The organism is Candidatus Poriferisocius sp., from assembly GCF_965219775.1.
Taxonomy (GTDB): domain Bacteria; phylum Actinomycetota; class Acidimicrobiia; order Acidimicrobiales; family Bin134; genus Poriferisocius.
Genome location: NZ_OZ244793.1, coordinates 3,100,190 through 3,114,049 on the forward strand (window position 1 = coordinate 3,100,190; position 13,860 = coordinate 3,114,049).

12 protein-coding genes are annotated in these 13,860 nt (G+C 68.1%); 2 read left to right on the forward strand and 10 right to left on the reverse strand.

The genetic code is table 11. From position 1 onward, the window contains the following. From ACOQPQ_RS14040 to ACOQPQ_RS14070, 7 genes are all read right to left on the reverse strand, one after another. On the reverse strand, positions 1–1,236 hold the full coding sequence (locus ACOQPQ_RS14040) for an acyl-CoA dehydrogenase family protein (protein ID WP_420640035.1): 1,236 nt from the start codon (positions 1,234–1,236) through the stop codon (positions 1–3). Positions 1,237–1,278: 42 nt separating this feature from the next. After that, a complete protein-coding gene (gene argE, locus ACOQPQ_RS14045) occupies positions 1,279–2,499 on the reverse strand; it encodes an acetylornithine deacetylase (RefSeq protein ID WP_420640036.1) in 1,221 nt (406 codons plus the stop codon). Positions 2,500–2,536: 37 nt separating this feature from the next. After that, a complete protein-coding gene (locus ACOQPQ_RS14050) occupies positions 2,537–3,763 on the reverse strand; it encodes an ABC transporter substrate-binding protein (protein WP_420640037.1) in 1,227 nt (408 codons plus the stop codon). A 16-nt stretch (positions 3,764–3,779) separates the two neighbouring features. Then, positions 3,780–4,658 (reverse strand): ABC transporter permease, encoded by an 879-nt coding sequence (locus ACOQPQ_RS14055; protein WP_420640038.1) that lies wholly within the window; start codon positions 4,656–4,658, stop codon positions 3,780–3,782. 62 nt (positions 4,659–4,720) lie between these two features. Further along, complete coding sequence (locus ACOQPQ_RS14060) at positions 4,721–5,785, reverse strand: ABC transporter permease (RefSeq protein WP_420640039.1); 1,065 nt, start codon at positions 5,783–5,785, stop codon at positions 4,721–4,723. Next, positions 5,782–6,960, reverse strand: coding sequence for an ABC transporter ATP-binding protein (locus tag ACOQPQ_RS14065; protein ID WP_420640424.1), 1,179 nt, complete (start codon positions 6,958–6,960; stop codon positions 5,782–5,784). The genes ACOQPQ_RS14060 and ACOQPQ_RS14065 overlap by 4 nt, the downstream gene beginning before the upstream one ends. A 114-nt stretch (positions 6,961–7,074) precedes the next feature. After that, positions 7,075–7,986: a LysR substrate-binding domain-containing protein gene (locus tag ACOQPQ_RS14070; RefSeq protein WP_420640040.1), complete on the reverse strand. Its 912-nt coding sequence runs from the start codon at positions 7,984–7,986 to the stop codon at positions 7,075–7,077. A gap of 43 nt (positions 7,987–8,029) precedes the next feature. On the opposite strand from ACOQPQ_RS14070, the gene ACOQPQ_RS14075 reads away from it, so the two are divergent. After that, complete coding sequence (locus ACOQPQ_RS14075; RefSeq protein ID WP_420640041.1) at positions 8,030–8,485, forward strand: globin; 456 nt, start codon at positions 8,030–8,032, stop codon at positions 8,483–8,485. Here ACOQPQ_RS14075 and ACOQPQ_RS14080 read toward each other — a convergent pair. Genes ACOQPQ_RS14080 through ACOQPQ_RS14090 form a run of 3 tightly spaced genes read right to left on the reverse strand, consistent with a single transcriptional unit; the run spans position 8,451 to position 12,180 of the window. Next, positions 8,451–9,635, reverse strand: coding sequence for an amidohydrolase family protein (locus ACOQPQ_RS14080; RefSeq protein WP_420640042.1), 1,185 nt, complete (start codon positions 9,633–9,635; stop codon positions 8,451–8,453). The genes ACOQPQ_RS14075 and ACOQPQ_RS14080 overlap by 35 nt on opposite strands. 35 nt (positions 9,636–9,670) lie before the next feature. Continuing rightward, entirely contained in the window at positions 9,671–10,954 is a 1,284-nt protein-coding gene (locus tag ACOQPQ_RS14085) for a DUF1015 family protein (RefSeq protein WP_420640043.1), read from the reverse strand. Further along, positions 10,951–12,180 (reverse strand): NAD(P)-dependent oxidoreductase, encoded by a 1,230-nt coding sequence (locus ACOQPQ_RS14090; RefSeq protein WP_420640044.1) that lies wholly within the window; start codon positions 12,178–12,180, stop codon positions 10,951–10,953. The genes ACOQPQ_RS14085 and ACOQPQ_RS14090 overlap by 4 nt, the downstream gene beginning before the upstream one ends. A 241-nt stretch (positions 12,181–12,421) precedes the next feature. On the opposite strand from ACOQPQ_RS14090, the gene ACOQPQ_RS14095 reads away from it, so the two are divergent. Beyond that, positions 12,422–13,819, forward strand: coding sequence for an ABC1 kinase family protein (locus tag ACOQPQ_RS14095; RefSeq protein WP_420640045.1), 1,398 nt, complete (start codon positions 12,422–12,424; stop codon positions 13,817–13,819). Positions 13,820–13,860 lie beyond the last annotated feature (41 nt).

The window sequence follows — 13,860 nt, forward strand, 5'->3', positions numbered from 1 at the left end:
TCAGGCCCCGGCGTGGGCTTGTCCCAACTCGGCGGTGGTGCCCTCGAAGGGGGTGGAACCGCCCCGTCCCCCCTTGGCCGAGAATCCGTGACCGAGGGCCAGGTGGGCCAGCCGCTCCACGTACAGGTCGTCTCGGAAATGCAGCGTGAACGTGCGGGCGTCGCGCATCATCTGCCCCAGGGGGTAGCGCTCGTGACAGGCTCGGGCGCCCAGCAGGTCGAACCCCTCGTAGGGGATGGACAATACCGCGTCCTTGGCCAGGTGCATGGTGCGCACGGCGTCGGCCTCCACGCTGTCGGGATCGTCGCCCCGGTCGAGGCGGGCCGCGGTGGCCTGCAGGCAGGCTCGGGCGGCGAACAATTTGGCGTCCATCCGCCCGAGGCGCACCCGGACCACCTCCGATCCGCTCAGGTCATCCCGCTCGGAGATGTAGTCGGCGATGAAGTCGAAGGCCGCTTGGGCCGCACCGATGTGATTGGCGGCGTAGGCGCACGAGAAGGTCCGGGGATCGTGGTCCACCCAGCCGCCCGGCGCCCCGACGATGTGGGTGTCGGGAATGAACACATCGGTGAACTTCACACCGCAGGAGATGGTGGAGCGCATACCCAGCATCTGCCAGTCGTCGAGCAGCTCGACGCCGGGGGAGTCCTTCTCGACCACGGCGAACACCATCCGCTTGGCGTACGGGTCCTCACCCTCCACTGCGGCCCACACCACCAGATAGGTGGCGATGGCCGCTACCGAGGCGAATCCCTTGCGGGCGGTCAGTCGATAACCCCCGGCCACCCTGGTCAGCTCCGAGGTCAGCCGCTCGGCCCCGTTCTCGTACAGGTGGGCCTCCGAGCCGAGCGAGGCGCAGAACGCGCCGTCCACGATCTTGGGCAGGAAGTGGTTGCGCTGTTCTTCGGTACCGTGCCAGGCGATGATGCCGGTGGCGTGGTTGTGGACCTGGAGCAACTGGGCGGTGTTGGTGTCCCAATAGGCCAGCCTCTCGAGGATCTCGTACCAGCCGCTGTAGTTCCCCGGGAGCCAATAGCCCGACCCGCCGAACTCCACCGGGGCACAGAGCCGATGGAGACCGGCGTCGGCCGCTTCGGCGAAGTTCTCGAACGGAAAGGCCGGCTGGGCGTCGAGGCTTCGCATGCGGGCCCGAAACTGCGGCCCCAGCTCGTCGATGCGAGCCACCGTTTCCGAGGTTGCCGGCGATGGGGGTGTCGCCAAGGTGGCGGTGGTCATGGGGGGATACTCCTCAATCTGTCCGATCAATCTGTCCGATGGTCAATCCGTCGCGTGGACGTTGGGGTTGGGGCTGCGGGCAGGGGATGGGGTGGTGGCAGGCTCCTCCGAACAACAGAAAGTGCGAACCGTGTCGGCCAACACCCGTTGGCACCGTTGGAGCTGATCGCGCGTCACGAACTCGTCGGGACGGTGGGCGTGGCCGATGCTCCCCGGCCCGAGGATCACGGTGGGCACGCCGAGGTGCTGGGCGTACAGCCCGCCCTCACACCCGAAGTCGATGGCCCCCGGCGGGCTGCCGTCGACGACGGCCGACAGGAGTTCCACCGCAGGCGACGACGGAGGGGTGGCCAGCGCGGGATAGCCCACGATCTGCTCGCCCGCCATCGAACCGCCCACCGCGGCCAGGTCACGGTCGAGCTGATCCATGGTGGCCCGTACGGGGGCCAGCAACTCGGCGGAGTCCACCGATGCGTCGAAGCGGGTCTCGAAGGTCAGTTCGCACCGCGAGGACAGAACGTTCAGCGCGGTGCCTCCCTCGATGGTGCCGACATTGGCCGAGGCAAACCCCCGGCTGGGGTCATCCGGGGTGTTCAGCGCGTGGATTTCGGTACACAGGCGGGTGGCGGCGGAAATGGCGCTGGGCCGGTGTCGGGCTTCGCTGGAATGGGCCGCCGAAGCGGTGACCAGCACCCGGTAGGCCACCTTGCCGGTGTGGGCCACACACAGTCGCATCATCGTCGGCTCACCCACCACCACGGCCTCGGGCCGGCACGCTGGTTGGCCGCTTAGATCGTCGAGCAGGCCGGCCACGCCGACACAGCCGATTTCCTCGTCGTAGCTCAGGGCCACGTGCAGCGGGGCCTGCAACCGACGGTGGTCACCGCCGGCCCCCAAGGCCAGGGCCACCGCGATGAAACCCTTCATGTCGGCGGTACCCCGGCCGTACAGCTTCCCTTCGGCCTCGGTGAGCCGGTACGGGTCGGAGGACCATCCCGAACCGGCCGGAACCACATCGGTGTGGCCGGCCAGAAGCACCCCACCGGGGGTGTCCGGGCCGAATCGCAGGTGCAGATTGGAACGTCCGGGGGCCCCCGGCACCACCCGGGCCGTGGCCCCGGCTCGGGTGGCGTAGTCGGCGCAGAACTCCACCAGGGCTGCGTTGGGGGTGCGGCTCTCGGTCTCGAAGGTCACCAGCCGGGCGAGGAGGTCGACAACCTCGTCGCCCGGCCGGGAACCCTGGGGGACCGTCAAGGGAGCCATTCCCTGCGCTTGCCTTCGGCCGGTCGGATCCGCGGCGTCAGCCGGCGGCGATCACGTCCGACCAGGTCTCGGCGAATATGCCGTGCTCCTCGCTGCGCACCTGCCACACCAGCCGATCGCGGATGTCGTCGGTGAGCTCCAGGCCGGCACCCTCGATCACGTCGAAGTAGCCGTCGGAGAGCAGCGGGGGCACCAGCACGTTGGGGGTGTAGCCGATGGTGAACTCGGTGATCAGCGCACCGATGTCCGCCTCGAGCATGTAGTTGATGAGCACGTGGGCGGTGTAGGGGTCGGGGGCGTCGGCCGGGATCACGAAATTGTCCTGCCAGATGGTGCCGCCCTCGTCGGGGATGATGTAGCGGATATTGGGGTTGTCCAGGTAGGCGATGCCCGCGGCGAACCCCCACGACTGGGCGGCCAGGACCTCACCGCTGGCCAGGTTGCCGATGTAGTTGGCCGAGTCGAAACCGGTGACGCAGTCACGGGCGTCCAGCAGGAGATCCAGGGCCTGGTCGTGCGCGGCCTGGTCGGTCTCGTTCCAGTCGTAGCCCAGATAGACCAGGGCCGCCCCGATCACCTCGCGTTGGTCCTCCAGCAGCGACGACTGACCGCACAGCGGGTTCTCGTCGAAGATCACGTTGTAGCTGGTGGGTGGGGTGTCGAAGGCGGTCACGTCAAAGGCGAAACCGGTGGTCGAATACTGGTAGGGCAGCGAATACACGTTGCCCGGGTCGTAGTAGGCGTCCATCTGCGCGGGGTCGATGTTGGCCGTGTTGGGGATCTCGCTGAGGTCCAGCGGTTGCAGCAGGTCTTGCGACGACATGATCTCCACCGCGTAGTCGGTGACGATCACCAGGCTGTACCCCGAGTTTCCGGCGTCCACCTTGGCGATGGCCTCCTCATTGGCCACATGGGTGTCCATGGTGATGCTCACGCCGCACTCCTGTTCGAACATCTCCAGGATCGCCTCGTCGATGTAGTCGGCCCAGTTCAAGAAGTTGATCGAGCCGCCCAGTCGGTCGGGGTCGCCACAGCGTCCCGACGGTTCGGGCTCCGCGGGGGCGGGCGCGGGTTCGTCCTCGTCGGCGGCCGGTTCAGGCGCCGGTGCCGGTTCGTCCTCGTCGGCCGCCGGTGCGGGGGCACTCTGATCCGGCGAGTCGTCGTCGTTGCCGCAGGCAACGGCCACGAGGCCGAGCGCCAGCAGCAGCGTCATCAGCCACAGCCAAAACGACGGGCGGGCCGTTCGGGTTGATGGGGTCTTCATGGTGGTTCTCCTCTGTTCAGGATTGGATGGATGGGACGGTCGTGGGTACGGGGGGCGCGGTGGCGTCCGAGTCGGTGGCCGTGCGGGGCCCGAAGCGCCGCTTTCGGCGACGGGCGAGGGTGCCCTGGATGGTCAAAGCGCCGCCCAACAGCAAGGTGGACGCGCCGAAGATGAGGGTTGACACCGCGTTGACCTCGGGGCTGATGGTGCGGCGGAGCTGCCCGAAGACCTCGATGGGCAAAGTGGTGGCCCCCGGTCCGGTGACGAAGAAGGTGATGACGAAGTTGTCCAGCGACAAAGTGAACGCCAGCAGCGCCCCGCCGAGAACACCGGGCAGGATCGACGGCAAGGTGACCCGCCAGAAGGTGGTCCAGGGCCGGGCCCCCAGATCCTGGGCGGCCTCTTCCAGGGCCGGGTCGAGGTTGCGCAGGCTGGCCCGCACCACCAGGGCCACGAAGGCGGTGCAAAAGGCCACGTGGGCGATGATCACCGTCGGCCGCCCCAAGCGAATGGCATCGGCGGCGTCCCGTCCCAACCAGTCGTTGAGCCGTCCGAGGCTGAGCGAGAAGAAGGCCAGAAGCGCCACCCCGGTGACGATTTCGGGGGCGATCACCGGCAGGTACACCACCTGTTGCGCGGCGGCCCGGCCCCGAAACCTCCGTCGGTCCAGGGCCAGCGACAGCATGGTGCCCAGCACGACGGCGACGGCGGTGGCGATCACCGCGATGTAGATGGAGTTCCAGGTGGCCGACTTGAGCTGGTCGTTGTCGGCCAGGGCGGAATACCACTGGGTGGTGAAGCCCGTCCAGCGCCCGCCGGTGCGGGCTTGGTTGAACGAAAAGAGCACCAGCACGATCACCGGCACGTAGAAGAAGAGGTAGACCAGCGCCGACATCGCCGCGATGGTCGGCTTCGACAACCGGGCACCGGGGGCGGCGGAACGCAACGACGAGCCCCTCACAGCAGGTCCACCTGATCACGCCGTCCGACGGTCACGTACAGGGCGGCGATGGTGATGATGCTGAAGAGCGCGGCCAGGGCGGCACCCAGGGGCCAGTTGAAGGCCTCGCCGAACTGGAACTCCAACAGGTTGGCGATCATGTTGGTCTTGCCGCCGCCCAACAGGGTGGGAACCAGGTACTGCGACACCGACAGCACGAACACCATCACTGCACCCACGGTGAGGCCCGGTCGGATCAGCGGGGCGTAGACGTGGGCGAAGACCTGGGTCGGGCGGGCCCCCAAGTCTCGAGCGGCTTCGATCTGGGACCGGTCAGCCCGCTCGGTGGCCGCGTACAGGGGCAGGATCATGAACGGCAACGCGGTGTAGACCAGGCCGAGCATCACCGCGAAGCGGGTGTTCAAGAACACCACCCGATCCCCGCCCAGGCTCTCGATCAGATTGTTCACCGGCCCGGTGTTCGACAACAGGAAGCGGATGGCGTAGGTGCGCACCAGCATCGACGTCCAGAACGGGATCATCACCGCCACCAGCAGGGCGTTCTTGGTCACGGTGCTGCGCCGGGAGGCGATGAACACCGTCAACGGCAGGGCCAGGGCGATGCAGATGACGGTTGCCCCCAGCGACCAGACCACCGAACGGGCGAACACCGCGGAGTAGTTGTTGTAGGCACCGGCCAGGTGGTTGACCGCCACCAACCCCCCCAGGGTGGCGGCGGCGATCAGACTGCGGGCCATCCGCAACCCCAAGTGGGAACTGACCACGCCGAACACCGCGGCACAGATGGCACCCCCGGCCGCCCCTCGCCACAGGGCTCCCCCGATCGTTCCCCAGCTTGCGTCCGAGCGTCGACCCCGGCCGATGATCTCCGACCAGGCGTCCAGGGTGGCGTTCCAGATCACGCCGCCCCCCAACTGCGGTGTGAGGAACGAGTAGACGATGATGAGCACGGCCGGAACCACATAGGCCAGCGAAATCCACGCCAGTCCGGGCACCAGCAGCGGCCCCACCCGGCGGCGACGGCCCCGCACTTCGGGCCCCGATGGGTCGATGGCGGTCATCGGTCGATCAGGCAGGCGGCCCCGTGCCTCCATCCGGCATCCACCTGATCACCGGGGCGGAGCGAACCGAAGGGGTGGTGCCCGGCATCGTTGGGACGAACGGCGATCAGCTCCGACCCGTCGGCCAAACGGACCGTGCCCTGGGTGCTGTCGCCCAGGAACTTCAGTTCCCGCAGTTCGCCCCGCACCAGGGCGTGCTCGGTTCCGTCCACCTCGCCGACGGGCGCCACCACCACCCGCTGAGGGCGAATGGCGATGGCCGCGCTGGTTCCCGCCGCCGGCCGTTGGCCGTCCACCGATGGGCACATCAGGCGGTCTCCTGAGGCCAGGGCCACCTCGGTCCGGTGGCCCTCACCCCCCGTGACGGTGACCTCCAGCAGGTTGGCTTCGCCGATGAAGTCGGCCACGAACCGGGAAGCCGGCTGTTCGTAGATTTCCGTGGGCGTGCCCACCTGGTGGATGCGGCCGGCGTCCATCACGGCGATGCGATCGCTGAGGGCAATGGCCTCGGTCTGATCGTGGGTGACCAGCACGAACGTGATGGCCAGATCACGATGGAGGCGGGACAGCTCGGAACGCATGGCTTGGCGCAACTTCAGGTCGAGCGCGCTGAGCGGTTCGTCCAACAAGAGCACATCGGGTTGGTTGATGAACGCCCTCGCCAGGGCCGTCCGCTGCTGTTGCCCACCGGAGAGCTGGGCCGGATGGCGCGATGCCAGGGCCGTCATCTGCACCAGCTCCAAGGCGTCGGCCACCCGCCCGGCGATGTCCGCCTTCGCCGCCCGTTTCACCCGAAGTCCGAAGGCCACGTTCTCGGCCACCGTCATGTGTCCGAACAGGGCGTAGCTCTGAAACACGGAGTTGACGGTGCGCCGGTGCGCCGGCGTGTCGGTGGCGTCCTGGTTGCTGATGAACACCCGGCCCCGGGTGGGGTACTCGAATCCGGAGATCAGGCGCAAGGTGGTGGTCTTGCCGCAGCCCGAGGGTCCGAGCAGCGACATGAACTCCCCCGGCTGGATCTCCAGATCTATGTCGTCGACCGCGACCGTGCTGCCGAAACGCTTGGTGATCTCCCGCAGCGAAACCGCGCCCCGATGGGGGTTGGCCGGGGCATCGCGGGAACGTTCCGGCGCCGGACGGCGAGCCCACCGGGGCTGGCGATCTATCGGAATGATGGCACGGTAAGCGGGGTCCGCAGATAAATCAAAGAGATATTTGTTATTGAACCGATAGTAATTGCTGATGAATGTGATCCATGCAGAATCCCCATGAAGCAAGGGCCGGGGTGATCAGCGTTGACGGGGAAGCACCAGTTCGTGTCGGGCCATCTCGATGAAGGTGTCGACCACCCGGGGCAGCACGTGGTCGTCGCGCAGGGCCAAACCGAGACCCAGGGGCTTGACCTCGCTGTGCAGACGCACATAGGCCACCCGCGTGCCGTCCTGGGTGGTGTCGCTGGCCGGCAACAGGTTGACCAGCGAGTAGCCGAACCCGTTCCCCACCAGGGTACGGACCAAGGAGATGTCGCCGTGGCGGGCGGCGGGGTGGTAGTCGATGCCGGTGGCCAGAAAGAGCGACATGAAGTACTCCCGGCTCAAGGGCAGGTCGAGCAGGATGTAGGGCTCTTCGGCCAATTCCTCCAGACCGATCTCGCTCAGGTGGGCCAGCCGGTGCGACGCGCTGATCACCGCGTGGGGCTCGACGTCGATGATCCGCTCGAAGCGAACGTTGCGGCCGAGCTCGATGTCGTAGGTCAAGGCGGCGTGGATGTTCCCGGCACGGAGCCAGCGGAGGAGTTCGTCCTGGGTGCCGGTCCGAATGTCGACGGTGATGCCGGGGTGAAGCCGGTGGCAATTCCGCACCAACGAGGGCACGGCGATGGGGGCCACGGTGACCAGCGAGCCCACCACCACCCGCCCTGCGTTGCTCGACACCGCCGCCGACATGGCGCTTTCCAACTCGGCGACCCGCAACAGGGCCGCCCGGGCCTCGGCCACCAGGATTTCTCCCTCCGGGGTCAGGCTCACCCCTTGGCCTCGATGGCGAATGAGCAGGCTGACCCCCAGGCCTCGTTCCAGGTTGCGAATGGAGGTGGACAGTCCGGGTTGGGAGATGCCGACGGTGGCCGCGGCCTTGGTCATCGAGCCGTGTTCGGCCACGGCCACGAAGTGCTCGAGTTCCCGGAGGGCGATGCGCGTCATCGCCCGTACGCCTGAGCACTTCGAAGCTCTACGATGAGCATCTGTGAGTCGGTCGGTGGACGAGGTGTCGGTGTTCGAGCAGGTGGGGGGACAACCGTTCTTCGACCGGTTGGTGGACCGGTTCTACGAAGGGGTGGCCACCGATCCGGTGCTGCGCCCCCTGTATCCCGACGACCTGGGCCCGGCCCGGGACCGGTTGGCGTCGTTCTTGGCCCAGTACTGGGGCGGCCCACCGCACTACAGCGCCGAGCGGGGGCATCCCCGATTGCGGATGCGCCATGCTCCCTTTGTGATCGGGGTGGCCGAGCGGGATGCCTGGATGGCTCACATGCGGGCGGCGCTGGCCGCCGCCGAACTGTCCGACGAGATCCGGTCGGCCATGCTGGGCTACTTCGAGTCGGCCGCCACCCACCTCATCAACAAACAACCACCGGCCCCGCCGACCAACTCCCATCGGGTACCGGTCAGCCAACCGCCGCCGCCAACTGCTCGGCAATGAGCGGTGACGGCCGGCTCACGGCATCCACGTCGATGCCGTACAGCTCGGCCACGTTGGTGAGGGTCAGCTTGGCTCGGTCGACCTCGCTCACCTGAGCCTCGTCGAACTGCTCGGCGGTGAACTCCCGGGAGCGGGGCCAGGTGGCCGCCCCGTGGGGATAGTCGCTGGACCACATGAAGTGGTCGCTGCCGGTGAACCGAAGGTTGTTCAGGCCGATGGCGTCTTCGATGTAGGTGAGGTAGACGTTGCGCCGGAAGTACTCCGACGGCTTCATGCTCAGCCGGTCGTCGATTCGTCCCCACGCCCCGCCGTAGGTGGCGTCGAGCCGTTGCTCCAGCCGGGCGGCGTAGTCGATTCCCCCCTCGGCGGCCACGATCCGCAGGTCGGGGTGACGCTCGAACACCCCGGCGGCGATCATCTCGGCCACGGTGTGGGCCAGCTCGTCACGGGAGGTGATCCCGAAGTAGTAGGTGTCCTCCACACTGACGCCGTAGCGGCTGATGCCCTTGGACCGGTGACCGGCGAGGATGTGGATGGAGATGGGCAGGGAGCGCTCGGCGGCGGTGGCCCACAGGGTTTCGTAACGGTCGGAGAAGAAGCTGTACTCCCGGGTGGCGGGCGGCGAACTCCAGATGATGGCGCCCCGCAGCCCCATGTCGGCGCAGCGATTGAGTTCGTCGACGCCCACCTGGATGTCCCAGGTGGGGACCATGGAGATCCCGATGAGCCGCTGGGGGTCGGTGGCACAGAACTCGGCCAGCCAGTCGTTGTACACCCGGATGCAGGCCAGTTGGAGTTCCCGGTCGTCGTACTGCAACAGCGACAAGCCGGCCGTCGGATACACCACGTCGGCCACGGTGTCGTCGGCCCACATGTCGGCCAAGCGGGTCACCGGGTCGTGGCCGCCGGTGGCCCCGATCCAGGCATCGGGGTCCTCGGCGAGGCGGGCGTCAACCTCGTGCTGGGACAGGCCGGCGTTGCGGGACAGGGTCAGATTGACCCCCCGCCCCATGCCGGGGGCCTCGAAGTACCAGTAGTGGTTGGTGGGGTCCTGCACCGCCTGTGGGGCCCGATCCCGCAGGCGGGCCGGCAGTCGCCCCACCCAGAGATCGCCCGGCTCCACCACGTGGGAATCGGCTGAGATCAACACAGTCCCACAGTACCGGCTCGGCCACCGGCCCGTTCTCAGGAGGGCGGCAGATCGGCGGTGGCCCCCCGGCCCAGTACCCGGAGGAAAACGCCGGACCGGGGTTTGGGGGCGAAAAAACTCGACTTGGGCGGCATGAGCCCGCCTTCGTCGGCCACGGCCATCAACTCGCCCACCGACAACGGGTGCAGCGCGAAACCGACCCGGTGCTCATCGTCGCACCGCCGGGCCATCTCACCGAGTCCGGCCGAGGCCGGCAGGTAGTGCACGGCGTCGGGTCGGGTCAGCTCATCGGCCCCGAGCATCGGGGCGAGGACGGATCGGCGCAGCCGCTCCACGTCCAAGCGGCTCACCGCACCGTTGCCGGTCGCCGGGGGCAACGCCAACCGGTGCCAGGAACCCCCCACGTAGAGGCCGGCGGTTCCCTTGCCGAGGGGTCCCGGGTCGTCGGGGGAAACGCTGGGGCTCACCTCCAGCGCCTCGGTGAGCGCGCCCAGGCACTCCTCGGGCGGGCGGTCGAACCGATCGGCGGCCAATCGGTGAAAGGCCTGAACGTGGAGCTGGTCTTCGGGAAAGATTACCGCCATGGTTCGAGCCAGACCGGGGTTGTCGGGCTCGGACGCCAGGGCCTGCACCGCGGCGGCCGAGCGATGGTGACCGTCGGTGACGTACAGCACCTCGTTGCCCAGGGTCGCGGCCAACGGGGTGGTGTGACGGTCGGGCACCGTCCACACCTGATGGCGCACCTCCGGGGAGCCGAATTCCAGGTCGGGGGGTACCGCCGCGGTGACCTCCCCGAGCAAGCGGTGGAGTTCCCCTGACGACCGCACGGCCATGGCCACCGGACTCGAGGTGGCTCCCACCCCCTGGAGGTGGGCCGACAGCAGGTTCACCCGTTCGGCGTGGACCCGTTCGTGGATGCGAATCCGGCCGTCGTCGAACCCCCGAACCGGCACGGTCCCCACCACCCCGGTTTGGGTTCCCCGGGCGTGGGTGAGGCGGTACAGGTACAGGGCCGGTCGGCCGGTCGGGGTGAAGGCCTGCACCTGCAGCAGCCGTTGGAGGGCGGCTGCCCCCTCGGACACCAATTCGTCGTGGGACACGTCGGCGTCGTCGAACAGATCCTCTTGAGATCGGGTCACGTTCATGTAGCTGTAGGGATTGGCCGCCACTAGCTCCCGCCGCTGTTGGGGGGTCAGGTTGTCGTAGGCCCGGCTGATCACCCGTTCGGCCCAGTCGGGACGCACCATCCAGCCCGCGAAGGGTGCCACCAGGGGCTCTGGTCGTGAGCCGTCGTCGGGGGAGGGCACGCCGACGGTCATTCGGCCGCCGCCGGGTTGGTGTCGAGCACCGAGGCGCAGATCACGTGCTCGATGCTGCCGAGGACTTCCGGCAGTTCTTGGTCGATGGTGCCGGCCACCTCGATGATGGCCACCGCGGCCCCCGACCCCGAGAAGATCCGGTTCTGCATGTTGGCCACGTTGAGATGGCGGCGGCTGAGTTCTTGCAGCACACCGGCCAGGACCCCCACCCGGTCGTGGTGGCGCACACTCAGCGTGGCCGTTCGATGGGGCACTCGCGCCAGGTTCACGCAGTCCTTGACGATGCCGTGGTGATAGGCCTCGATCACCTCGGCGGTGCCTTCGGCCACCGCGAGCTGGGCTTGTCGGGTGGATGCGCCGATGTGATGGGTGGCAGTCACCTTGGGGTGACGGGCCAGCGCCGAGCTGATCGGTCCGGCCCCTCCCGCGGGCTCGTCGGCGAACACGTCGAGGCCGGCCCGCAGGTCGGTGGAGTCCAGGGCAGCCAACAGGGCGGCTTCGTCCACCACTTCGCCCCGACAGGTGTTGATGAGCACGGCGTCGGGCTTCATCGCCGCCAAGAATTCGGCATTCACCATCCCCACGGTGTCGGGCCCCCCGGGAACGTGCAACGACACGATGTCGCTGGCCGCCAGCAGGGCCGTTCGGTCGGGCGCCTCTTGTACCCCGATGTCGGCCAGGCGGCGGCTGATGTCGCGGGGGCGGTCGGGGCGGGCCACCGTGATCACCCGCAAGCCGCAGGCGGCGGCCCGCTGGGCCACCTCGAGGCCGATGGCCCCCATGCCGATGATGCCCAGGGTGGCGCCGAACAGCCCCCGGGCCTGGCTGTAGACCTGCTTGTTCCATTGGCCCGACTTCAGATCGGCAGTGGCGCCGGCAATGTGGCGATCAATGGCGAACATCAGACCGATGGTCAGCTCGGCCACCGCAACGGCGTTGCGGCCGGGCACGTTGCACACGAAGATGCCCAGTTCGGCGGCTCGCTGGGTGTCGATGGTGTTGGTGCCCGCTCCGGCTCTCAACACCAGGCCGAGTCGGTCGGCCGCCTCCAGGGTCGCCGCGGTCACCCGGGTGCTGCGCACCACCAGCACGTCGAATCCGGCAACATGTGCCGGGAGCATCGACTCGGTCAGACTGGGTTCCACCACACATTCGTCGCCGCCGGCCCGCAGTCGATCGATGACACTCTCGGCCAGGCTGTCGGCAAACAGGATTCGCATGGCCATGTCTCCGTGGTGGACCAACTGACTCGTTCTCGAACGCTACCGTCCACCTGGTCTTGCGGTGCAGTGGCGACCGGCCACGCAGCCGGCCAGCGAGCCGTGCCGCATTGTGGAACAGTTCCACGAATGATACCCGCCACCCCCCGCCGGTGCCGCGCGGAATGGCCGATTCGGCCCCGCCAGATGCTGCCGGTGATTGCCCTACGGGGGGAGGAAGGGCTGAGCGGGCCGGTACGTTGACGGTGTGACCGACGGGCGCAGCCGGGCCGCGGTGCCCCGGCGAGGGCGGCTGGGACGAACGGCCAAGGTGGCCGGGTTGGGTGCCCGCAGCAGCGGTCGGTGGGCCATGACCGAGGCCCGCAAGGCGTTCGCCGGCGCCAAGCGGTCCGAAGCCCTCGACTCCGAACGGGAGTTGCGCACCGCCGCTGACGTGCTCGACGTGCTGGGCAACATGAAGGGGGCGCTGATGAAGGTCGGCCAGATGGCCGGCTACCTGGACGTGGGCCTGCCCGAGTCCACCCGGGCGTCGTTGGCCCAGCTCCAGACCAACGCCCCGCCCATGAGTCGGGAGCTGGCCGAAGCGGTAGTACTGGAGGAGCTGGGGGCGGCCCCCGAAGAGCTGTTCGAGCAATGGGACCCGGCGCCCATTGCCGCCGCCTCCATCGGCCAGGTGCACCGGGCCGTCACCGCCGACGGCCGGGCCTGCGCGGTCAAGGTGCAGTACCCCGGAGTGGCCGAAGCCATCGCCGCCGACCTGGGATCGGCCCGAATGGTGTTTCGAGCCCTGTCGGTGCTGTTTCCCGGCCTGGATCCTGCCCCGGTGGTGGAGGAGCTTCGCCAACGGCTGACCGAGGAACTGGACTACGAGCACGAGGCGGCCAACCAACGGCTGTTCGCCGACCACTACCGAGGCCATCCCTACATCTGCGTCCCGGAGGTGTACGACGACTTGAGTTCTGCCCGGGTGCTGACCACCCGATTGGCCACGGGAGCGGCGTTCGACGAGGTGCTGGGATGGTCCCAGGACCAGCGCAACCGGGTGGCGGAGACCCTCTACCGATTCTCCTTCGGCTCGATCTACCGGCTGAGCGCGTTCAACGGCGATCCGCATCCGGGCAACTACCTGTTCCACCCCGACGGCGGGGTGACCTTCCTGGATTTCGGCCTGGTCAAGCGGTTCACCACCGATGAGACCGACCAGTTTCAGCGGATGTTGACGGCCATGGTCGTGGATCGGGACATCCCCCGGTTCCGGGCCGAGGTGGTCGCCGCCGGTTTGCTGCCCGCCGACGCCCCGTTCGACGACCAAGCGATCGAGCGCTACTTCACCCACTTCTACGAGTTCGTGCTCACCGACGAGCCCCGCACCTTCACCCCGGAGTACGCGGCCGACGGGGTACGGGCCATCTTCGATTCCTCGGGGGAGCACCGCGAGCTGAAGAAGACGCTGAACGTGCCCCCCTCGCTCGTGGTGCTCCAGCGCATCAACCTCGGACTGATCTCGCTGTTCGCCCAGCTCGGTGCCACCGCCAACTGGCGCAGCATCGCCGAGGAACTCTGGCCCTTCACCGACCGCGCCCCCACCACCCCCATGGGCCGCGACGCCCAACCATGGCGAGACGCCCTATCCACCAACACCTGAGCGGGTGGGGTTGGCCATGAAGTCGGCGAGCGATTCTTGCC

Bases quoted from the DNA above. Each gene is read 5' to 3' on its own strand.
- ACOQPQ_RS14040 (WP_420640035.1), bottom strand. From the start codon at position 1,236: ATGACCACCGCCACCTTGGCGACACCCCCATCGCCGGCAACCTCGGAA.
- argE (WP_420640036.1), bottom strand. From the start codon at position 2,499: ATGGCTCCCTTGACGGTCCCCCAGGGTTCCCGGCCGGGCGACGAGGTT.
- ACOQPQ_RS14050 (WP_420640037.1), bottom strand. From the start codon at position 3,763: ATGAAGACCCCATCAACCCGAACGGCCCGCCCGTCGTTTTGGCTGTGG.
- ACOQPQ_RS14055 (WP_420640038.1), bottom strand. From the start codon at position 4,658: ATGTCGGCGCTGGTCTACCTCTTCTTCTACGTGCCGGTGATCGTGCTG.
- ACOQPQ_RS14060 (WP_420640039.1), bottom strand. From the start codon at position 5,785: ATGACCGCCATCGACCCATCGGGGCCCGAAGTGCGGGGCCGTCGCCGC.
- ACOQPQ_RS14070 (WP_420640040.1), bottom strand. From the start codon at position 7,986: ATGACGCGCATCGCCCTCCGGGAACTCGAGCACTTCGTGGCCGTGGCC.
- ACOQPQ_RS14085 (WP_420640043.1), bottom strand. From the start codon at position 10,954: ATGACCGTCGGCGTGCCCTCCCCCGACGACGGCTCACGACCAGAGCCC.
- ACOQPQ_RS14090 (WP_420640044.1), bottom strand. From the start codon at position 12,180: ATGGCCATGCGAATCCTGTTTGCCGACAGCCTGGCCGAGAGTGTCATC.